This is a genomic window from Nocardiopsis prasina DSM 43845, from assembly GCF_000341265.1.
In the GTDB taxonomy this organism is placed as follows: Bacteria; Actinomycetota; Actinomycetes; order Streptosporangiales; family Streptosporangiaceae; genus Nocardiopsis; species Nocardiopsis prasina.
Map to the genome: position 1 here is coordinate 1 of NZ_ANAE01000203.1, position 21,471 is coordinate 21,471.

At 70.7% G+C, this 21,471-nt stretch carries 22 protein-coding genes; 6 read left to right on the forward strand and 16 right to left on the reverse strand.

The annotated features are described in order from the left end of the window. The coding region (locus D452_RS0124695; protein ID WP_017546809.1) for an aspartate aminotransferase family protein at positions 1-1,003 on the reverse strand (1,003 nt) is incomplete at its 3' end. Between the two features lie 276 nt (positions 1,004-1,279). On the opposite strand from D452_RS0124695, the gene D452_RS0124700 reads away from it, so the two are divergent. The 6 genes from D452_RS0124700 (at position 1,280) to D452_RS0124725 (ending at position 8,708) form a co-directional block, all read left to right on the forward strand. Beyond that, entirely contained in the window at positions 1,280-2,728 is a 1,449-nt protein-coding gene (locus tag D452_RS0124700; RefSeq protein ID WP_017546810.1) for a gamma-aminobutyraldehyde dehydrogenase, read from the forward strand. A gap of 48 nt (positions 2,729-2,776) precedes the next feature. Beyond that, positions 2,777-3,931: an ABC transporter ATP-binding protein gene (locus tag D452_RS0124705; protein ID WP_017546811.1), complete on the forward strand. Its 1,155-nt coding sequence runs from the start codon at positions 2,777-2,779 to the stop codon at positions 3,929-3,931. A gap of 264 nt (positions 3,932-4,195) precedes the next feature. Next, positions 4,196-5,470 carry an ABC transporter substrate-binding protein gene (locus D452_RS0124710; RefSeq protein WP_017546812.1) on the forward strand — a complete coding sequence of 425 codons (1,275 nt, stop codon included), beginning with the start codon at positions 4,196-4,198 and terminating at the stop codon, positions 5,468-5,470. 27 nt (positions 5,471-5,497) lie between these two features. Then, positions 5,498-6,352, forward strand: a complete 855-nt coding sequence (locus D452_RS0124715) for an ABC transporter permease (protein ID WP_017546813.1) — start codon at positions 5,498-5,500, stop codon at positions 6,350-6,352. Then, complete coding sequence (locus tag D452_RS0124720; protein ID WP_017546814.1) at positions 6,352-7,194, forward strand: ABC transporter permease; 843 nt, start codon at positions 6,352-6,354, stop codon at positions 7,192-7,194. Before D452_RS0124715 ends, D452_RS0124720 begins: the two co-directional genes overlap by 1 nt. An 89-nt stretch (positions 7,195-7,283) precedes the next feature. Then, positions 7,284-8,708, forward strand: a complete 1,425-nt coding sequence (locus tag D452_RS0124725; protein WP_017546815.1) for an NAD(P)/FAD-dependent oxidoreductase — start codon at positions 7,284-7,286, stop codon at positions 8,706-8,708. A 406-nt stretch (positions 8,709-9,114) separates the two neighbouring features. On the opposite strand, the gene D452_RS0124730 is transcribed toward D452_RS0124725, so the two are convergent. From D452_RS0124730 to D452_RS0124800, 15 genes are all read right to left on the reverse strand, one after another. Then, on the reverse strand, positions 9,115-10,173 hold the full coding sequence (locus tag D452_RS0124730; RefSeq protein WP_017546816.1) for a DUF6924 domain-containing protein: 1,059 nt from the start codon (positions 10,171-10,173) through the stop codon (positions 9,115-9,117). A gap of 273 nt (positions 10,174-10,446) precedes the next feature. Next, on the reverse strand, positions 10,447-10,767 hold the full coding sequence (locus D452_RS0124735) for a MerR family transcriptional regulator (protein WP_017546817.1): 321 nt from the start codon (positions 10,765-10,767) through the stop codon (positions 10,447-10,449). A 622-nt stretch (positions 10,768-11,389) separates the two neighbouring features. Continuing rightward, entirely contained in the window at positions 11,390-12,979 is a 1,590-nt protein-coding gene (locus D452_RS0124740; protein ID WP_026129654.1) for a polyamine aminopropyltransferase, read from the reverse strand. 90 nt (positions 12,980-13,069) lie between these two features. Continuing rightward, entirely contained in the window at positions 13,070-13,444 is a 375-nt protein-coding gene (locus D452_RS0124745; RefSeq protein ID WP_017546819.1) for a hypothetical protein, read from the reverse strand. 12 nt (positions 13,445-13,456) lie between these two features. Beyond that, positions 13,457-13,969, reverse strand: coding sequence for a DUF2617 family protein (locus tag D452_RS0124750; RefSeq protein ID WP_017546820.1), 513 nt, complete (start codon positions 13,967-13,969; stop codon positions 13,457-13,459). Between the two features lie 7 nt (positions 13,970-13,976). Further along, on the reverse strand, positions 13,977-14,576 hold the full coding sequence (locus D452_RS0124755; protein WP_017546821.1) for a DUF4178 domain-containing protein: 600 nt from the start codon (positions 14,574-14,576) through the stop codon (positions 13,977-13,979). Positions 14,577-14,911: 335 nt separating this feature from the next. After that, positions 14,912-15,766, reverse strand: coding sequence for a sulfurtransferase (locus D452_RS0124760; protein WP_017546822.1), 855 nt, complete (start codon positions 15,764-15,766; stop codon positions 14,912-14,914). 9 nt (positions 15,767-15,775) lie between these two features. Further along, positions 15,776-16,180 (reverse strand): hypothetical protein, encoded by a 405-nt coding sequence (locus tag D452_RS0124765; protein ID WP_017546823.1) that lies wholly within the window; start codon positions 16,178-16,180, stop codon positions 15,776-15,778. 243 nt (positions 16,181-16,423) lie between these two features. Then, positions 16,424-16,666: an MDR/zinc-dependent alcohol dehydrogenase-like family protein gene (locus tag D452_RS0124770; protein ID WP_017546824.1), complete on the reverse strand. Its 243-nt coding sequence runs from the start codon at positions 16,664-16,666 to the stop codon at positions 16,424-16,426. Between the two features lie 15 nt (positions 16,667-16,681). Further along, positions 16,682-17,119 (reverse strand): hypothetical protein, encoded by a 438-nt coding sequence (locus D452_RS0124775; RefSeq protein WP_017546825.1) that lies wholly within the window; start codon positions 17,117-17,119, stop codon positions 16,682-16,684. Further along, a complete protein-coding gene (locus D452_RS0124780; protein WP_026129655.1) occupies positions 17,112-17,474 on the reverse strand; it encodes a cyclin family protein in 363 nt (120 codons plus the stop codon). Before D452_RS0124780 ends, D452_RS0124775 begins: the two co-directional genes overlap by 8 nt. A gap of 155 nt (positions 17,475-17,629) precedes the next feature. After that, positions 17,630-18,382: a DUF4352 domain-containing protein gene (locus tag D452_RS0124785; RefSeq protein ID WP_017546827.1), complete on the reverse strand. Its 753-nt coding sequence runs from the start codon at positions 18,380-18,382 to the stop codon at positions 17,630-17,632. Between the two features lie 131 nt (positions 18,383-18,513). Continuing rightward, a complete protein-coding gene (locus tag D452_RS0124790; protein WP_017546828.1) occupies positions 18,514-19,356 on the reverse strand; it encodes a hypothetical protein in 843 nt (280 codons plus the stop codon). Between the two features lie 164 nt (positions 19,357-19,520). Then, a complete protein-coding gene (locus tag D452_RS0124795; protein ID WP_017546829.1) occupies positions 19,521-20,522 on the reverse strand; it encodes a MerR family transcriptional regulator in 1,002 nt (333 codons plus the stop codon). Between the two features lie 149 nt (positions 20,523-20,671). Then, positions 20,672-21,394, reverse strand: coding sequence for a MerR family transcriptional regulator (locus tag D452_RS0124800; protein ID WP_017546830.1), 723 nt, complete (start codon positions 21,392-21,394; stop codon positions 20,672-20,674). Positions 21,395-21,471 lie beyond the last annotated feature (77 nt).

Here is a 21,471-nt window from a genome sequence, read left to right on the forward strand (position 1 = left end):
CCAGCGCGGCGGCGGCTGCCACGGGGTGCCCGGCGAAGGTGATCCCGTGCAGGAAGGCCGCGCCCTCCTCCTGGAAGGGCTCCATCAGCTTGTCCCGCGCGATCAGCCCGCCCAGCGGCACGTACCCGCTGGTGGCGCCCTTGGCGAAGGTGATCATGTCCGGCAGGTAGCCGTACTTCGTGGCCCCGAAGTACTCGCCCAGCCGCCCGAAGGCGCAGATGACCTCGTCGGAGACCATGAGCACCCCGTGGCGGTCGCAGATCTCCCGCACCCGCTGGAGGTAGCCGGGCGGCGGCGGGAAGCAGCCGCCCGAGTTCTGCACCGGCTCGACGTACACGGCCGCGATCGTCTCGGGGTCGTTCTGGAGGATGGCCTCCTCGATCTGGTCCGCCGCCCAGCGGCCGAAGGCCTCCGGATCGTCGCCGTGCACGGGCGCCCGGTACAGGTTGGTGTTGGGCACCTGGATGGTGCTGGGGACCAGGGGTTCGAAGGTGCTCTTGATGGCCTGGAGGCCGGTGATGGACAGCGCCCCCAAGCTGGTGCCGTGGTAGGCGATGTTGCGGCTGATCACCTTGTGCCGGGTGGGCTGGCCGATCGCCTTGAAGTACTGGCGGGCCAGCTTCCACGCCGACTCCACCGCCTCGGAACCGCCACCCGTGAAGAACACCCGGTTGAGGTCGCCCGGGGCCAGCCCGGCCAGCCGGTCGGCCAGCTCCACCGCCCTCGGGTGCGCGTAGGTCCAGATCGGGAAATAGGCCAGCTCACGGGCCTGCTCGGCGATGGCGTCGGCGATCTCCGTGCGCCCGTGGCCCACCTGGGACACGAACAGCCCGGACAGGCCGTCCAGGTACCGGTTGCCGTGGTCGTCGTAGACGTACTCGCCCTCGCCCCGGGTGATCACCGGGACGTCGGCTTCGTCGTAGGCGGCCATCTCGGTGAAGTGCATCCACAGGTGGTCCCGGGCGGCCCGTTGCAGGTTCTCGGAGTTCAGACGCGGTTCCACTCGGCTCTCCAAGTTCTCTGGGTGATGAGGGGGCAGGCACCGGACCGAGGTTCGGGCACCGCGCACACCCCGCGCCGCCTACTCGACCCTGTGCGCCCTGCTCAATAGAAATAGTCGCATCTGCCGGGGGTCTGTCAAGTATTCCGTCGAGTAATCCAATCTTCACAACGGAATCCCTTGGGAATGCTTGAAGTCGCCCCGTGAGGGTGGCAATGTGACCAGTCACAGGCCACACACACCCGCGCGCCCGCTGCGCTCGAACCCAGGGAGGCCGCCGTGACCCAAGGGCCCGAAACCGTCCACCTGCGCAACTTCGTGGACGGCGCGTACGCCGACACCGTCGAGGGGCGCCGCAGCGAACTCGTCGACCCCGCCACGGGACGGGTCTTCGCCACCGCGCCGGTCTCGGGAGCCGAGGACGTCGACGCCGCCTTCCAGGCCGCGCGTCGCGCCTTCGAAGGCGGCTGGCGGGACTGGACCCCGGCCGAACGGCAGATCGCGCTCAACCGGTTCGCCGACGCCGTCGAGTCCCGCGCCGACGAACTCGTCGCCGCGGAGGTCCGCAACTGCGGCAAGCCCGTCGGCCTCACCCGGACCGAGGAGATCGGGCAGGTCCTGGACGCCCTGCGGTTCTTCGCCGGAGCCACCCGCAACCTGGAGGGCCGGGCGGCGGGGGAGTACCTGCGCGACCACACCTCCTGGGTCCGGCGCGAACCCCTCGGCGTGGTCGGCCAGATCACCCCGTGGAACTACCCCATGGCGATGGCGGCCTGGAAGATCGGCCCGGCCCTGGCCGCCGGGAACACGATCGTGCTCAAGCCCTCGGACACCACCCCGGTCTCCACGCTCCTGCTCGCGGAGATCGCCGCCGAGTTCCTCCCCGCCGGAGTGTTCAACGTGGTCTGCGGCGACCGCGACACCGGCCGCGCCCTCGTCGACCACCCCGTCCCCGCGCTGATCTCCCTCACCGGCTCCACCCGTGCCGGATACGAGGTCGCCCAGGCCGGATCGCGCGACCTCAAGCGCCTCCACCTCGAACTCGGCGGCAAGGCGCCCGTGATCGTCTTCGACGACGCCGACGTGGAACGCGCCGCAGAGGGGATCGCCGAGGCCGGGTTCTTCAACGCGGGCCAGGACTGCACGGCGGCCACCCGCATCCTCGCCGCCCCCGGCATCCACGACGACCTCGCCGCCGCCCTCACCGAGCAGGCGCGCGGCACCGTCACCGCCGGGCCGGACCGCCCCGACGCCGCCTACGGCCCCGTCAACAACGCCGACCAGCTCGCCCGCGTCACCGGGTTCCTGGAGCGCACCCCCGACCACGCGGAGATCCTCACCGGCGGCGCCCGCGTGGGGGACGAGGGCTTCTTCTACGCGCCCACGGTCGTCTCCGGGCTGCGCCAGGGCGACGAACTGGTCACCGACGAGATCTTCGGCCCCGTCCTGACCGTCCAGCGCTTCACCGACGAGGACACCGCCGTGGCCTGGGCCAACGCGGTGGAGTACGGCCTGGCCTCCAGCGTGTGGACCCGGGACCACGCCCGCGCCCTGAGGGTCTCGCGCCGCCTCGACTTCGGCTGCGTGTGGATCAACACCCACATCCCCATCACGGCGGAGATGCCGCACGGCGGGTTCAAGCACTCCGGCTACGGCAAGGACCTGTCCACGTACTCGTTCGAGGAGTACACCCGGGTCAAGCACGTCATGAGCTACATCGGTCCCTGACCGGGGCCGACCAGCCCCCGAACCCGACAGAACCCACAGGAACCCCCCATGGTCACCACCGCGAACAGCAGTACACAGGAGCCGGTGACGGCCCCGGAACGGCCCGGCCCGGCGATCAGCCTTGAGCGCGTGGTCAAGGCCTACCGGTCCGGCCCGGAGACCGTCCGGGCCGTCGGCGGCGTCGACCTGGAGATCGACCACGGCGAGTTCTTCTCGCTGCTGGGCCCCTCCGGATGCGGCAAGACCACCACGATGCGGATGATCGCCGGGTTCGAGGAACCCACCGAGGGGGTCGTGCGCCTCTCCGGCCGCGACGTCACCGGGGTCGCGGCCAACCACCGCGACGTCAACATGGTGTTCCAGAGCTACGCGCTCTTCCCGCACATGAGCGTCGCCGCCAACGTCGCCTTCGGCCTGGAACGCCGGAAGGTCGCCAAGCAGGAGATCCGCCGCAGGGTGGAGGAGATGCTGGAGCTGGTCGAACTCGGCCACCGCGCCAAGCACCGCCCGGCGCAGCTCTCCGGGGGACAGCAACAGCGGGTCGCCCTGGCGCGGGCGCTGGTCAACGAGCCCGGCGCCCTCCTGCTCGACGAGCCCCTGGGCGCCCTGGACCTCAAGCTCCGCCAGTCCATGCAGGTCGAACTCAAGCGCATCCAACGCGAGGTCGGCATCACCTTCGTCTACGTCACCCACGACCAGGGCGAGGCCCTGACCATGTCGGACCGGGTCGCCGTGATGAACAACGGCCTCGTGGAACAGCTCGGCACCCCCGCCGAGATCTACGAGCGCCCCGCCACCATGTTCGTGGCCGACTTCATCGGCACCAGCAACCTGCTCACCGGGACCGTCGGTGACGCCGACCCGGCCGGGCACCACCGGGTCGACCTCGGCCAGGGCCTCACCGCGCTGGTGGCGGAACTCCCCAGGGGGACCTCGGCGGGCGCGTCCACCCACCTGACCGTGCGCCCGGAGAAGGTGCGGATCGGCACCGAACGCCCCGAGGGCGACCTCTGCGCTCTGCCCGGCACCGTCACCGAGACCGTCTACATGGGCGCGGCCACGCACTACCAGGTGGCGCTGGCGAACGGCTCGGAGATGACCGTCTACCAGCAGAACTCCACGGACTCCGCCCTGGTGGCCGGGCGCGGCGACCCCGTCTGGGTCTCCTGGTCACCGCGCCACTCGTACGCGCTGCCCTTCTGAGCCCACACCAACCCCGGGCCACACCAGGCCCCGGGGCCAGCCCGCACCCCACCTGACTCCCCAGCCCGGTCCGACGCTCGGACCACCTGACACTCGGGTCAACCCAGGCTCCGGGGCCACCCGACACCCGGGCACCGCGAACCACACCAGCATCACCCAGCGTCCACACACGACTCCACAGGCTCCACCCCCCACCTGGCCCTCCCCGCTCACCGGCCTCCCGCACTCACGGCACACCCCAGATCCGAAGTAGGGAACGACGACATGACCCACCCCTCCCGCGCGCACCTGACCCCGGCACTCCTGCGCGGACTCACCCGGGCCCGGCGCGGACGCCCCGTCCTGCCCGCGCCGCTCGGCCCGACCCGTCGCCGCACCCTCCAGGCCGGTGGCGCCGCCGCCGCGGCGCTCGCCCTGTCCGGCTGCGGGGTGGGCGGACAGCAGCGCGAACCCGAGTCCGGCGCCGACTATTGGGTGGACAAGGAGGAGACCGGATCGCTGCGCTGGGCCAACTGGCCGCTGTACATGGACCCGGACCGCACCCAGCTGGAGCAGTTCAAGGAGTCCACCGGCATCGACGTGGCCTACCACGAGGACGTCCAGGAGGCGGCGTCCTTCTTCGGGCAGATCCAGCCGCGCCTCGCCAACGGCGACGACATCGGCTACGACCTCATGACCGTGCCCAACGGGTTCGAGTTCAGCAAGCTCGTGGAACTCGGCTACCTGGTCCAGCTCGACCACGCCCAGATGCCCAACTTCGCCAACTACGCGGGCGAGGTGTACAAGAACAGCAACTACGACCCCGGCAACCGGTACAGCGTCCCCTACGCCTCCGGCATCACCGGGATCGCCTACAACCCCGAGTACGTCGACCGCGAGATCACCAGCCTCCAGGACCTGTGGGACCCCGCCTTCGAGGGCAAGGTCGGCATGTTCGCCGACCCGCAGGAGATCGCCAACTTCGGACTCCTGGCCAACGGGGTCCTGCCCGCCGACTCCACCAAGGAGGACTGGGAGGCCGCCGCCGAGAAGCTCCGCGAACAGCGCGACTCCGGGGTGGTGCGCGCCTACTACGACCAGGACTTCATCCAGCCGCTGACCAACGGCGACCTGTGGATCACCATGGCCTGGTCCGGCGACATCTACCAGCAGAACTCCGAGGAGGGCACCAACCTCAGGTTCGTCATCCCGGAGGAGGGCGCCACCCTGTGGACGGACAACCTGCTGATCCCCTTCACCTCGCAGGCACCCGTCGACGCCCTCAAGCTCATGGACTTCCTGTACGAACCGGAGATCGCCACCGGTCTCACCGAGTACATCAGCTACATCCCGCCCGTGCCGCACGCCCAGGAGGTCATGGCCGAGTGGGCCGAGGCCGAGGACGGCAGCGACCGGGGCGAGGCCCTCGACGCCATGGCCGAGAGCAACCTCGTCTTCCCCGAGGAGGGCGACTACCAGAACCTGCACAACTTCGTCACCCTGGAGACCGACCAGCAGGACGAGTTCGCCTCGATCTTCCAGGCCATCACCCAGAGCTGACCGCTCGACCGAACCCGAGCTGATCCCATGAGAAACCGAACGACGACGCCCTACGTCCTGGTGCTCCCGGCGTGGATCTGGCTGGCGCTGTTCTTCGTGGTCCCCATCGGCGGGATGCTGTCGCTGTCCCTGACCACCGGAAACGTGGTCACCGGCTTCCAGCAGACCTTCGAGGTGGGCAACTACGTCAACGCCGTCGGCACGTACTGGGAGCAGATCCTGCGCTCCCTGTTCTACGGCGGCTGCGCCACCCTGGTGTGCATCGTGGTGGGCTACCCCATGGCCTACTGGATCGCCTTCCGCGCCGGGCCGCACAAGTCCACGTACCTGCTGCTCATCCTGCTGCCGTTCTTCGTGTCCTTCGTGCTGCGCACCATCTCCTGGCGGTTCCTGCTGGCCGACAACGGCGTCGTCCTCGGAACCCTGAAGTCGGTGGGGATGCTCCCCGCCGACGCCCAGGTCCTCAACTCCGCCCCCGCTGTGGTGCTGGGCCTGGCCTACAACTTCCTGCCGTTCATGGTGCTGCCGATCTACGCCGTCCTCGAACGCATGGACCCGCGCCTGGTCGAGGCCGCGCACGACCTCTACGCGGGTCGCGTCCAGGCGTTCGTGCGCGTCATCCTGCCGGTGTCCCTGCCCGGGGTGTTCGCCGGCGTGCTGATGACCTTCATCCCCACGAGCGCCGACTACGTCAACGCCTCCGTGCTGGGCGGCACCCACAACACGATGATCGGCAACGTCATCCAGACCCAGTACCTGGTGAACAACAACTACCCGATCGCCGCGTCGATCACCTTCGTCCTCATGGGGCTGCTGCTCGTGGGCATCTTCAGCTACGCGCGGGCCCTGGGCACGGAACGGGTCATGGAGGTGCACACGTGATGAGCGCCAGCCTCGACACCCCCGCCCCGCCGCCCCCGGGCGCGACGACCGACCCGGGCCCCCGCCCGCGCCGCCGCACCGACTGGGGCCGCTACTACACCTGGCTGGTCCTGGCCTGGCTGTTCACGCCCATCGTGTTCATGGTGGCGTTCAGCTTCAACGACCCCGCCGGAAAGCACAACATCACCTGGCAGGGATTCACCCTGCACTGGTACGCCAACGCCTTCGCGCACGGCACGCTCAACGAGGCCATGTTCAACTCGGTGAGCATCGCCCTGCTGAGCATGGTGATCGCGGGCGCCCTCGGCAGCCTGCTCGGGCTCGCCCTCGGCCGGTTCTCGTTCCGGGGCAAGCAGCTCACCAACCTGGTGATGTTCTCCGCGATCAGCGCCCCCGAGGTGGTGCTCGGCGCCGCCCTGTTGTCCACGTTCCTGATGATGAACGTGACCACCGGCTACTGGACCACCGTCATCGCGCACGTGATGTTCTGCGTGTCCTTCGTGGCCATCACCGTGCGGGCGCGGGTGGTCACCCTGGACCCGGCGCTGGAGGAGGCCGCACGCGACCTCGGCGCCGGTCCCCTCACCACGTTCCGCCTGGTCACCCTGCCCATGCTGTTCCCCGCCATCATGGCGGGCGGGCTGCTGGCCTTCGCGCTGTCCATCGACGACTACATCATCACCACCTTCGTGAGCGGCGACGTCACCACGTTCCCGCTGTGGGTCTGGGGCTCGACCCGCGTCGGCATCCCGCCGCAGGTCAACGTCATGGGCACCCTACTGTTCGGGGTCGGGCTGATCATGGCGGTGGTCAACGTCGTCATGGCCCGCCGACGAAGGTGAGCCGCGACCGGACCCGCGCACACCATGCTGGAGGAACCGGCCGCCGAATCCCCGGCGGCCGGTCCGACGACGAGAGACGAGTGAGAGCCTTGGCCGACACCACGCGCGCCGCAGCGGAACGGGCCCTGGAGGGCGCCCGTCCCCGGGTCTTCTGGCTGGACCCGGACGTCCCCGGACACGAGGTCCCCGAACCCGCCCCGCGGCTGGTGGGCGACGTCCACGCCGACCTCGTCGTGGTCGGCGCCGGGTTCAGCGGACTGTGGACGGCCCTCGTCGCCAAGGAACGCGACCCCGAGCGCGACGTCGTGGTGGTGGAGGCCCGCAGCACCGGCTGGGCCGCCTCCGGGCGCAACGGCGGGTTCTGCGCGGCCAGCCTCACCCACGGCTACGAGAACGGCGCCGAGCGCTGGCCCGAGGAGATCGACGAACTCGAACGCCAGGGCCTGGCCAACCTCGACGCCATCGAGGAGACCGTCCGGCGGTACGGCATCGACTGCGAGTTCGAGCGCACCGGCGAGACCCTCGTGGCCACCGCCCCCTGGCAGGCCGCGGAGTTCGAGGAGGCGGCCGAGGCCATCCGCGCCCAGGGCCGCACCGCGCACGTGTGGGACGCCGAGGAGACGCGGCGGCACATCGACTCACCCACCTACGTGGGCGGCCTCCACGACCCCGACGGCGTGGCAATGATCCACCCCGCCAAGCTCGCCTGGGGCCTGCGCTCCGCCTGCGAGGGGCTGGGCGTGCGGTTCTTCGAGAACACCCCGGTGCGCGCCATCCGCTCCGTGCCCGCCGGGCTACGGCTGGAAGCGCGGAGCGGGACGCTGCACGCGCCCAAGGCGGCCTGGGGCGGCGGCGCGTTCCCCGGCCCGCTGCGGCGCCTGCGGCACTACCTCGCCCCGGTCTACGACTACGCGCTGATGACCGAACCCCTCACCGACGAACAGATGGCGTCGATCGGCTGGAAGGGGCGCCAGGGGCTCTCCGACTCCGCCAACCTCTTCCACTACTACCGGCTCACCGCGGACAACCGCATCCTGTGGGGCGGCTACGACGTCGTCCACCACTACGGCGGGAAGGTGCGACCCGAGTACGACCAGCGGCCCGAGACCTTCCAGAAGCTGGCCGAGCACTTCCTGGAGACCTTCCCGCAGCTGAGCGGTATCCGGTTCGGGCACACGTGGGGCGGGGTGATCGACACGTGCAGCCGCTTCTCGGTGTTCTTCGGCGAGGCCTACGGCGGCCGACTCGCCTACGCGGCGGGGTACACCGGCCTGGGAGTGGGGGCCACCCGGTTCGGCGCCCAGGTGATGCTGGACCGGCTCGACGGGCTGGACACCGAGCGCACACGGCTGCGGATGGTTCGGGAGAAGCCCCTTCCGTTCCCGCCCGAGCCGGTCAGGTCGCTGGGCATCGAACTCACCCTCAGGGCCACCGCCGCCGCCGACCGCGACGAGGGACGGCGCAACCTGTGGCTGCGCGGACTGGACTCCGTGGGGATGGGCTTCGACAGCTGAGCGGCGGCCCGCGGCCGGGCCCCGAGGCCGATCCGGGCACTCCCGCACACCCGGCCGGAAAACGGCCGTTTCCGGCAAGGATCGGAAAGTCTGTACCAAGGGTTGTCATGTGGGGCGATGAGGGCGGCGTGGCGTGCGCGCCGCCCGCCCGACCGGGGGCGAGGATGGGCATCGGGCCGCAGGGGGCCGACGAAGGTGACCGGACCCCTCCCGCGGTCCGCCCCACCTCCCCGGTACCCACCGCGTGGCCGCCCACTGGCCCAAGTCGCAGGCCGCGCGGTGTCAGACGCGTTCGGCGCCCGTACCCCGGTACGGGCGCCGAACGCGTGCGGTCACCGGGGTCGAGAAACTCCCGAACGCGAACCCGCGCTCAGCCGGTTCCTGTGATGGCTGCTCCCCACGGTGATCACCAGCCCCGCCAGGATCGTCTTTCCTTTTCCGTCATGACCGCCGGTCCGTCCGGCGAGCCCTGCTCCATCCAGTCCGAGATGTCGTTGTTGCCGACGAAGAGGTTGGCCACCATGCTCCGCACCTGGTCCGGGCCCAGGCGGAAGGACCACCCGACGTTCTCTCCCAGGGGCACGACCAGGACGGTGCGGTCGGGGCCGTCCATGGAGGCCCGGTCGGCGATCACCACCACCTCCTCACCCGGCTCCTCGTCGTCCTCGCTTTGGCGGACGATCGCCATCACCTGTTCCGGTGTGGCCCCCGCGAAGGCCGGGTCGTCCACGATCTGCACGAAGGGGCTGTATTCCTCGGGGGCCTCGGTCCGAGGGTCGAGGCGGTCCGCGTCCGCCGCGAGCGCGGCCCAGGCGTGGTCGTCACTGAAGTCGGTGCGCACGAGCAGCCCCGAGTTGTCCTGGGTGATCACGGGCAGGGGCGCGTCGGGAGCCCGGTAGAGGGGTGCGGACGCCGCCGTCTCCAGGACTTCGCCCATCACGTCGGATCCGTCCAACCAGTCCTCGTAGGACTCGCCGGGTTCGAGTTCGACCTCGGCGGCGCCGCAGTCCCTGTGGTGCTCCAGGGTGTCCTCGATGCCGGGGCGGTGCATCACCAGGTAGGTCATGGCCGCCTGGCGGGGCGTGACGCGGAAACGGTAGAGGTCGTCGTCGTTGGGGAGGAAGGCCATGAGCGGGCGCAGGGCGGGATCGCGGGTGGTGCCGCGGTCGGCGATCAGGACCAGGTCGGGAAGCCAGGCGCCCTCGCTGCCCAGGGACTGGGCCACCTCCTCGGGGACGGCGCCCCGCCAGGCGGGGTCCTGGGCCACGAACAGGCGCCGGGGGATGGGCCCCCGCGCCGGGGGCAGGGGCTCTCCGGGGGTGTGGACGACCATGCCGGGCAGTTCGCCCATACGGTCGAGCACGTCGTTCCAGGCGTGGTCGTCACAGTCGCCGCGGACCAGCAGCGCGCCGGGCACGCGCTCGGTCTCGTCGTGGGGCGGCGGGGGCAGGGTGGGGCGTGTCAAGGGGGTCTCTTCACGGTCGTAGCGTGCGGTCCGTTCCCTTGTAGCAGGAGGGGCCGACGAACCGGCGCCGCCCCGGGCCCGCCGCAGCGGCAGCGGTGGTCCGTGTTCCCCTGAGGACCTCGGTCGGAGGACGCCGGGCCAGAGCAGGACCCCGTCCGGGTCCGTCAGCCGGTGCGTCAGGGACTCTCGTCGCGCAGACCCCGTGGAAAAGGAAAGACCCCGGCCCTGACGGGCGGGGGCCTGCGCGGGGACACCGGCGGAGAGCGGGCACACTCAGCTGGGCGGGTCCGCGGCGCGCTGTTGCTCGTTGATGCGCAGGGCCTCCTCCAGCTGGTCCTCAAGGATGATGATCCGGCAGGCGGACTCGATCGGGGTGCCCCCGTCGACGAGTTCGCGAGCGCGGGAGGCGATCTTGAGCTGGTAGCGGGAGTAGCGGCGGTGGCCGCCCTCCGAGCGCAGTGGCTCGATCAGTTTGGCCTGACCCAGGGCGCGCAGGAAGGCCGGCGTGGCGCCGATCATCTCCGCTGCGGCGCCCACGGTATAGGCGGGGTAGTCGTCATCGTCGAACCGGTGACCGGTCTCGGGACGGGGCAAGTGCGTGTCCTTCTTCTCCTGAACGCACGTCGAGGGCCCCAGCGCCGTACGGCGCTGGGGCCCGAGAGTTCAATACCACCTACCGGCCGCTGCCGGTCTTCCGTATCCCGAGTTCAAGCTGGGTCGGGATCGCGGGGATCGCTGTTGTGTGACCGTGGACCACCTTCTTCCGAACCGGGGCCTGCGGTACCCGAGCGGAACATCTCCTCGCTCGGGCGATCCTGATGGCATCTACTCCTCTCGTTCTCACTTCGTGCACTGCTTTCGACTGCGGTCCTACCGGCCCCCGGCACCCAACAACAGTGCGCCGGTCGAGCCCTACCGCGTCCTTCCTCCTGCTGCGGCCTCCCCTGTGCGAGCGGGAGCCCGGTACTGCCGAAAAACGGTACTGCGTTACTGCGGTCCTACCGGCCCCCGGCGCCTTGACGCACGTGCGCACCGTCGAGCCGTCCTTCCCTCCACCGGCGTATCCGGTGGTCCAGCCGTGTGTCTCAGTGGCTATGGCAGAAAAGATAGCAGCGAGCAGCGTGCATGTCTACATCAGCCGCTACAAGTTTCCGGTCCTGCTGGAGGGAGTTTCGTCAGGGGGCTCCGGGGAAGAAAACGGGGTTGGCCGAACCGGTCAGTAACCGCGCCAGGCCTGGCGGTCCTGGTGGTAACCGATGATCTTCGGGTGCATCATCGTCGACGCCTCCACCTCGCCTTCCTGGCGGTCGATGGGGAACACGAGCGCCGCGCCAAGCAGGTCCTGGTCCAGGAAACGCAGCTCGGGGGCGTCCTCCGGCAGGGTCAGTTCGGGGGCGCCGCCCGGCTCAGCACCGGACACCCCCAGGTAGAAACCCCAGTTCCCGAAGGTGGGCACGTCCACGTTGTACGGGGTCACCGCCAGCCCGGCCTCCTCCAACGAGTGGCCCACGCTCCAGTACGCGTCCGGGGCGAAGAACGGCGATCCGGCCTGCACGACCACCCGGCCCCCCGGCTCCAGGGCCTGCTCCAACAGCGAGTAGAACTCGATCGTGTACAGCTTCGAGGTGCCCACGTCCGTGCCGTCCGGCAGGTCCGCGATGACCACGTCGAAGTTGGCCAGGTTGTCCCGCAGCCACTGGAAGGCGTCGGCGTTGACCACCTCCACACGCGGGTCCAGGAAGGAGTCGTCGTTGAGGTCGCGGATCACCGGGTCCGTGGACGCCAGCTCGATCACGGCCGGGTCCAGGTCCACCAGGGTCACCGACTCGACGTCGTCGTAGCGCAGCAGCTCCCGGATGGCCAGGCCGTCCCCGCCCCCGAGCACCAGGACGTCCTCGCGGGCGCCGTCCATCGCCGGGTGGATCAGCGACTCGTGGTACCGGTACTCGTCCAGGGTGGAGAACTGGAGGTCGCCGTTGAGGAACATGCGCACGTCCCGGCCGTCCAGGGACTGGGTGAGCACGATCTCCTGGTACTCACTGCGCTCCGCGTGCGCGATCGGGTCCCGGTACATGGCCTGGCGGGCGTCCACCTCGAAGTTCTCGGCGAAGTAGTAGGCCAGGCCCAGCACCGTCACGATGAACGCCAGCCCGACCGTCAGCCCCACGTACGCGAGCCGGGTCAGGTCCGTGCGGAACAGCCACAGCACCACGGCCACGCCGATCACCGCGTTCAGCACACCCACCATCAGGGCGCCCTTGGGCAGCCCCAGCAGCGGGAGCAGCAGGAACGGGAAGGCCAGACCACCGATGAGGCCGCCCACGTAGTCGGCGGCGAACAGGTCGGCCACCGCCTCGGAGGCCTCCTGCTTGCGGATGCGCTGGATCAGCGTCATCAGCAGCGGGATCTCGATACCGATCAGCGTGCCGATCACGAACGCCAGCAGCACCAGGGTGGGCTGGTAGGCGGAGGCGGACAGCCAGGCGAACGACCCGTACAGCAGCAGGACCGAGAGGCCGCCGACCAGGGACAACAGCCCCTCGACCACGGCGAACGAGAGCGCCGGACGGGCCTGGTAGCGCTTGGACAACAGCGAACCCACACCCATGGCGAACACCATCACGGACAGGACCACGGAGGCCTGGGTGATGGTGTCGCCGAGCAGGTAACTGCCGATCGCGACGAGGGCCAGCTCGTACACCAGGCCGCAGGCGGCGCAGATGAACACCGCCAGCAGAACGAAGAACCGGGCCGCGCGCGGCGGCACCGGGAGTCGGGGCCGTGCTTGGGCCGTGGTCTCGCTCAAGGTACTGCTCTCTCAGGAAGGGACTTGAGGGTGGGGAAAGTGCGTCGGGGGGCCGGGCTGGACGCCAGCCCGACCCCCCGAACACGCGGACTACTTGCCGAAGCCCGAGCCTCCGCCGCGGCTGTCGCTCCCGCTACCGCCGCTGTTGGAGTTGGAGTTGTTGTTGTTCCCGCCACCGCCGCCGAAGCCGCCGAAGAAGAAGAACCCGCCGCCACCGCCGCCGCTGCGGCTGGAGCACTCATCGGTCGGGGAGGGGCTCGGCGTGGGACCGGACGCGGAGTTCGTGGTGCCCGTCGAGCTGGTGGAGCTCGTGGCACTGGAGGTGGGGTCGGCCTTGGGCTCGCAGTCGGCGTTGTTGCTGCCGCCGGAACAGGCCGAGAGGAGGATCAGCAGGGCGGTGGCCCCGCCGATCGCGGCGATCTTGTGTCTGGGAGCGCGGGCTCCCCGGGTCGTGGTCGTGGCCATGTCGGCCTCCTCTTAGGGGGTCAGGGTCGTGGTCGTCGTCACCAGCTCGTCGCTCTGCGGGTAGGCGTGCCAGGTACGCCAGCGCAGGGACGCCCCACTGCCAGAGGTCAGGTGCAGCGCGGTGATCGCCAGAGGATCACCGGGGAAGGCGACGAGGAGCCCACCGGGTGAGTCGGAGGTCGCTTCGTGGATCTCCGCCACCCGGTGGGTGAGTTCGGCGCGGGGCAGCGACTCGACGATCGAGTCGAAGCGGTAGTCGCCCACCCCAGGCAGGGGGTGCTCGGCGTAACCGGGAAGCCCGCCGGAGGAACCCGGCAGGCAGGCGACCGTCTCCACCAGCGCTCCGCCGTCGGACTCCGGGCGCAGGACGACCTGGTGTGAAGCGCCGAGCACACGCAGCTCGACCTCTCTGCCCGACACCGTGACGGTGCGGGTCGCGAGGGGTTCGACCAGCGGGTGGCTCAGGGTCCAGACCAGATCGTCGGCCTTGGTGTCGACGAAGGGGGCGCTGATGCTCGCGCGCATGTGGGTGTCAGCTCCCGGGGAAGATCGTGAAGGTACCGGGGGCGACCTTGGTTCCGGTGCTGACTTCCCAGCTCCCGTGGTCGAAGCGCTCGAAGGCGAGCAGCTGGCCGTCCTCGGACTCGTAGTCGGCGTAGTCCATGCCACCCTCGGCCTTGAGACCGGTGGTGCCCTCGGAGCGGTAGGAGCCGGAGCCCTTCTCCTCGAGCTTGTAGGTGACGCCCTCAAGCTCGATGGACTTGCCCTGGGGGACCATGGTCAGGTCCGGGCGGCCGGTCCACAGGGCCAGCTCGACGTCGGGGTCCTCCTCGACCGAGAGCCAGCGCTTGCCGCCCTCGACCTCCAGGAAGTGCTCGGACCAGACGTAACCGCCCTCGGACAGGCGGAGGGTGCCGCGAATCCAGGTCCGCTCGTGGCCCCAGTCGATCATGTCGCCCGCCTTGATGGCGCGCGGGTCACCGGCGGTGTCGGTGGTGGAGGACGCGGCGAAGGGGTCCTGGGGCGGCGGGGGAGGGGTGTCCTGCTTCTGCGCCTGCGAGCGCTGCTTGTATATCAGGACCCCGATCACGATCCCGGCGATGAGAATCAGTAGCAGGAGGAGTTCGATCACCAGTGTTCCTCGATTCGCGGTGAAGCAGTCTTGGGGGTTCCCGGGGCCGGGCGGTCCTGTGTGTTCTGACGCCGGTTCGGGTGTTGTGGTTCCGCTCCTGGCCGGATCGGGTCAGGGAAAGGGGGCGTTGGGGGGAACTCGTTCGCGGGTGTCAGCGGTTGCAGGACCAGCACGTTCCGGATGATTCGGACCGTTGTCCCCCACCAGCCTAGGCGGTTTTCGGTCCTTCTGCGGGACCCGTACGCAGCGTGCCGGGGCCGCCACGGCCTGCGCGGACACCACGACGGGGCCCGCGCGGGAGGCGCGGGCCCCGTCATGGGGAGCGGAGGCCGGGGTCAGGGCCGGGAGTCGCCGGTCTCCAGCGGGAGGGAGTCGTCGCCGCCCCAACGGCTCCACGAGCCCGGGTACAGGCGGGTGTTGGTGAACCCCGCGTGCTCCAACGCCAGGAGGTCGTGGCAGGCGGTCACCCCGGAGCCGCAGTAGGCGGTGACCGTACCGGCCGAGTCCGCGCCGAGGGCGGCGAAGCGCTCCCGCAGGACCTCGGGTGCAGCGAGCAGACCGTCCGGGCCCAGGTTGGCGGGCCACTCGGCGCTGCGCGCACCGGGGATGTGCCCGGCGCGGGCGTCCACCGGCGCGGGCTCCTCGCCGGTGAACCGGCCGTGCACGCGGGCGTCGAGGAGGAGCCGGTCGGGGTCGGCCAGTTCCCGCTGGAGGGCCTCGGTGCCGACGATGCGGTCGGGCGGCCAGGGGAGCGCGGTCCGGTGCGCGGGCACGGCGTTCACCTCGCCCTTTTCCAGGTCGCCGGTCCAGGCCTGGATGCCGCCGTCCAGGAAGGCCGCGGAGGTGCCCAGGACTCGCAGCATCCACACCAGACGCGCGGCCACCGAGCCGTTCGCGTCGTCGTACACGACCACGGATGAGGTGTCGCCGATCCCGAGACGGCCCAGGGAACGGGCGAGGTCGGCGGCGGCCGGAAGCGGGTGGCGGCCTCCCTCGGCGCTGGCGGGCGCGGCGAGGTCGGTGTCCACGTCGGCGTGCACGGCCCCGGGGATGTGGCCGTTCAGGTGGGCCTCCCGGCCGGAGCGGCCGTCGAGGTACCAGCGGGAGTCGACGAGCACGACCTCGTCGCGGTGGTCACGGAGCCAGGCGGCGGAGACGGCCACCGGCAGGGACAGTGTCTGATCGGACATGCCGCCAGCCTAGGGCGTGGAGCGGTCCGTGCCGGGACGGAAGGCCGCGTAGGCCAGTCCGGTCAGGAGCGGGACGGAGAACCACAGCTGGTACCAGAACACCGAGCCCAGGTCCGTCCAGGGCATGGTGGCCACCGAGGCCGCGCTTACGACACCGATCGCGAACGTCACCACGCTCCGTGACACGCGCGGCGCCGCACCGGGCGGGCCGTCGAGGAACAGCCGGGCGGCCAGGAGGGCGACGCCCATGAACCACAGGGAGAGGAAGATCCGGTGTCGTGCGGGTTCGGGTACTGAGTCGTTCCAGGCCACGAGGGTCAGCCACAGGCCCGTGACGAGAAGGAGGGCGCCGCCCACCGCCGCGCGGTTGAGGGGCGTCCGGCTGGGGTGGCGCGTTCGCGTGTGTGCCTCCATAGGCCTCAGGCATGCCCGGAGGAGGCCGGTCCATGCCTGGACGCCCGGGTCGGGTTCACCACAGGAAGCGAGGGTTTGAGGCGGTTGGTTCCCGAGGGGCCGCCAGCCAGGCGGGATCATCCGTGATCCCCCGGCCTGGGCCTGCCGTGCGCCGCGCTCCTCGTGAGCACGGCGGTGGTGCGGCTGCGCACCCGTCGCCCACCACCGGCCGGGGCCGCTCCATGGGAATACGGGCCCGTCCCGCTACACGACGTCCAGGACCGCCTTGCCGTGCAGGCGGCGGCCGAGCAGCGCCCGGGCCGCCTCGTCGTAGCCGGTCCACGGGGCGCGTCGGCTGATCCCGGGGTCCAGGCGCCCCGCGGCCACCTCGGCCGCCAGCCAGGCCAGGTCGGCGGAGAAGTCGGTGGCGGGATCGCCGAACAGGAAGAACGTGCGGATCGACCGATCGTGCCGCCCCTCGGAGGCCACCAGGGCCTCGGACCCCACAGTCCGACGCTCGGTCTAGGTGCGCGCCGCGTCCAGGTCCATGCGGTGGACCTGCAGGATCCACCACAGACCCAGCACCGGCAGGACCAGCGGGATGAACAGGTAGCCGCTGCCGAAGTGCGACCACACCGTGTCGTCCGGGAACGCACCGGCGGCCAGCACGCTCAGCGCGCCCACCACGAGGACCCCGATCATCTCCACGGACACCGACACCAGCGCGACCAGACGCGAGGTGCGCCCGGCGCGGGCCAGGCCGACCGCCGCCACCAGGTAGATCACCCCGGCGAGCACGGAGAGCCCGTACGCCAGCGGGGCCTCGTCGAACCGGGTGGCGAGCTGGTACGAGCCGCGTGCGGTCGCCGCGAGTGCGAACACGGCGTACACCGCCACCAGGAGCCGGCCGGGGCCGGTGCGCAGGGTGCGGTCGCCGACGGGATCGGGCGCCTCAGACAACGGGACTCCACAGCTGCTCGACGCGGACCATGAGGACGGGGAGGATGAGGCAGGCGAAGGCGATCACGGCCGGACCCCACTTGCTGCGCTCCATGAACCCCCACACGGCGCAGGCGGGCGGCAGCAGCGCGACGGTCGCGAGGTAGGAGACGAGCATGACCGTCTCACCCGGGCGTTCACCGCCGACCATCGCCACGGTGATCGCACCGACCTGCCCGAGCACCAGCAGCCACAGCACACCCATGCCCACCAGGTGGGGGACGAGCATCGGCTGGTCGCGGAAGGTGGAGACGAGACACCACACGGCCATCGCCAACGACACCATCTGAATGGTCATGGTCAGCCAGTCGACCACGCCGCCTCCGCTCGGGTACTCCGCACGTCCGCCCATGTCAGCGGACCACAACAAACTACGACGCATCGTAGTCGTTGGCGGGCACCACCCCGTACCCGGGGGAGGGCCCCGGACACCGGCGCACGGGCCGGGCCGGGGCCGCGTTCCTCGTGGGCCTAGCTGACCTCGGCCGTGATGGTCTCCTGGAGACCGAACAGCTCGGCCATCTCGACGGTCGCGATGTCGAGGTCGTCGCCGACCACCGCGATCTGGCCCTCGACGCGCTGACCAGGGCCGAGGGAGACCGTGGAGAGCTTGTCGATGTCCGCGAAGAGCGTGTCCGCCCAGTCGGAGCGGACTGTGCCGTCGGCGAGGATCACGTTGAAGTAGAGCGGGTTGACCTCAAGCGTGTCATCCGAGTTGTTCTCGACGGTGACGTCGATGACCGTGTAGACGGTGTCGTCGACCACGTCACCGGCGGTGCCCGCGAGGGAGGCGGTCAGGACGACGTCCGTGACCTCCTCCGCGGGCTCCTCCTCGGCCTCCTCAGTCTCCTCGACCGCGGCCTCCTCGGTGTCCGGGGAGCTGGTCGCGGCGGGCGGGGCCGCTGCGTCGTCGCCGCTGACCAGGCTCATGCACCCGCCGATGAGCGCCAGGAAGAGGAGGACCCCGAGGCAGCCCCCGCATCCGAAGCCGACCTTCTTGCCGGTGGACATGCCCTGCTTGGGCGGCGTGGGCGGGGGCCCGTAGGGGGGCTGCTGGCCTCCGTAGGGCTGGTTGGGGTCGCCGTAGGGCGGCTGGTGACCGTGGGGCTGGTCGCCGTAGGGGGGCTGCTGGCCGCCATAGGGCTGATGGGGATCCCCGTAGGGCGGCTGCTGACCATGGGGCTGGTCGCCGTAGGGCTGCTGGGGGCCACTGGGGTAGGACATCGTGGTGCTCCGTCTCTGGGGGACAGGGGGCGGCGGAGCGGGAGCCGCGGTGACACCGAGCGTCGAGCGGGGGGCGCGGCTGAGGGCAGAGCGTAGCCGTTGGCGAGGACAACCGCCACCGGTTCCCCGAGTCAGGGGGAGCGGTCGAGGTGACCGACCAGGACCCGCACGGCCTCCTCGGGTGAGTCGGCGTGGAAGCGGACGGCGCTCACGTGCTCCTCCTCGCGGTCGAGGAACCGCGCGGGTACCGGGCCACCGAAGTCGACCACGACATTGGTCCCGCCGAACACGGAGACCGTCAGCGTGCCCTCGTCCACCGAGACGGGGCCGCCCCGGTGGGCGCTCCGGGACACCCTGGCGGAGACCACCTCACTCGTGGGAAAGGCGAAGTCCGCGTTCGCGCCATGACGCACCCGCAGGAACCGCTCGCTCACCAGATGGCTCTGCCTGCCGTGGAGGGACCAGAGACCGAGCGCGTAGAGGAGGGAGTAGACGGCGACGGCGAAGAGCACCCAACGAAGCCAGCCCGGCCCGCCTGTGAACAGCAGAGCGAACACGGCGCCCGACAGCGCCAGCGCCGACACGGACAGGGCGACGGCTGCGGTGGGCCCACCGCAGCGCAACGACGTGACGCCCTCGGCCCGCGACTCCCGGCGCAACAGACGGGGCAGGGCCAGGGTGACCAGCAGCTCCTGCTTCACGACGAAGGCGACGCTCGGCGGGAGGCAGGCGTCCAGGCCCGCCATGAAGGCCTGGGTCCGGCCGGCACCACGGGAACGAGCCCTCCGGTAGGCGATCCGGATCGCCGCGAACTCCGCGACGACGACCCCGAGCAGGCACACCTCCAGGACGACGACGATGATCGCGGCCCGGGCCAGGTCGACCACCCCGGTGAGGACGAGGAGGAGGTTGGCGGCGATGATCACGAACGGCAGCCACCGCAGGAGGGCGGCCACCCGGGGATTGCGGAGCACGGAGTCCGTCTTTCCGTCGGAGTCACGGAAGAGCCATGCTGGCGCCCTGACGCGGCGTCAGGGCAAGGGGACTCCGGGGCGGGGGCGAGGAGCACGACCACGAGATTCAGCGGTCGCGGCCCCCGAAGCGCGGGCGGCCGCGACGAGCAACACCATCCCTCGCTTCAGCCCTCGGGGACCGAAGCGCGCAGGGCCGCCACCATCCAGGCCAGGAGCTGTCGCTCGTCCTCCTCCTCAACGGGCGGGGTCCCGTTGATCACCGCCACCAGGCTCACGTACCTGCCGTGCGTACTGTCGAACCAGGTGTCCTGCACCGCTCCCTCCTCGTCCAGGAGCGCGATGATCGCGGTGAAGTACGAGGCCATCCTCTCCCTCTCCCCGGGGCCCTGCTCCGCGCCGAGCGCCGAGCTGGCCCGGACCAGGCGGGCGATCGCCTCCTGAGCCCTTGGGGACTCCACCGGTGCTCCCGAACGCTGGAGGTGGAGGATGTCCTCCATGACCGGCACCCCGGTTTCGTACATGAACTCCTGCACCGGCGCTGCCGCGAAGTGCCTCCCCGGCTCGGTGGTGTAGGTGAACTGGAGGTAGGCGCGGACCGCGTCGCGAAACTCCCGGTCCTGCACTAGGTCGGCCAGCTCGACCCAGGCCTGGAGCTGGGCGGCGCTGGGGTCCTGTGGCAACCGCGGCCGCAGTTGCCTCAGCCGTTCGACGAACCCGACGGGCACGTCGAGGTCCGCGCCGACCTCGTTCCAGAACCCGTCAATGAGCTGTTCGCGCTCCTCGTCGGACATCGAGACGAGTGTGCGCAGGAGCGTCTCCTGTGCGGCGGTGCCCTCCTGCCGGACCAGGGTCCTCAGAACGGCCCCTTTGGCGCGCAGGCCGCGCTCCTGGCGTTCGACGATCTCCAGATGGGCGGTGAGGAGGTCGTGCAGGGTCGACTCGCCCCCAAGCACCCGGCGGATCTCCTCCAGGCCCACGTCCAGTTCGCGCAGGGTCCGGACGAACTCCAGGCGGGCGATGGCGTGAAGGTCGTAGAGCCGGTAGCCCGCCTCGGTCAGGCGTGTGGGGGCGATGACCCCGGCGTCCGAGTAGAACCGGATGGCGCTGACGCTCAGACCGGATCGACGCGCGGCGTCCCCGATCGGGTACAGGTCGTTGTCGTGCATAGCGCCACTATCGGGTCTCAAGCCGCTTGAGAGTCAAACGAGGACCCGCGCCGGGGCTCCCCGGCGCGAACAGGGCCCCGAGCCCCGCCAGGAACAAGTCCCGGAAAGGAACCCGCCCCGACCCAAGTGGGTGAGAGGACGGGAGGGGATCAGTCCGTGCTGGTCGAGAGGCGCGACGCGACCCTGCCCAGGACGCGCCGCTGCGCCGGGGTGAAGGAGGAGAGCAGTTCCGATGTGAGGCCGTCGGCGGGGCCGGTGGGGCCCGCGTCCGTCACGAACGGCCGCGCGAGGTCGACGAGGTCCTCCACCAGCCGTTCCGTCCTAGCCGACTCCACCGTCTCCGGGGACAGCTCCATGAAGGCCTCCATGGCCGGGCCCACCCGTGGGTCGGCCCCGGCGGCACCGGGATCGTCGGGCGCCCCGCCGACGAGCGACATGAGCTGGAGCGCGGTCCTCTCCTGTTCGACGAGGACCGGGGCGACGCCTCTCTCCGTGAGCGCGTCCACCCAGGCCGACCAGGGTTCCAGTGGGCTCCCCGGGCCGAGTCGACCGGCGTCCTCCCGCAGCCGCGCGATCATCAACCGCCGCTGCTCCAGCCGCTCCTGTTGCCGGACGATCTCCGCCTCCCATCTCTCCAGCGCGGCCCCGAGGTCGGTGCCGTCGGCCCCGACCAGCCCGGCGCACCGGTCCAGCGGAAGGTCCAGCTCGCGGAGGGCGAGAACGGACTTGAGGGCGTGGAGCGTGGCGATGTCGTATCTCCGGTGGCCCAGTTCGTCCCTCTCCGGCTCGGGGACGACGCCCCGGGAGTGGTAGAAGCGGAGCGTGCGCGGGGTCGTTCCGAGAAGACGGGCGGCCTCTCCGATGGACAACATGGCCCCATTATCGCCGCGTGGCCCGCGACGGAGCGGGGTGACGGGGTGGTCTCCCGGAGGCCGGGCACCACCCCGTT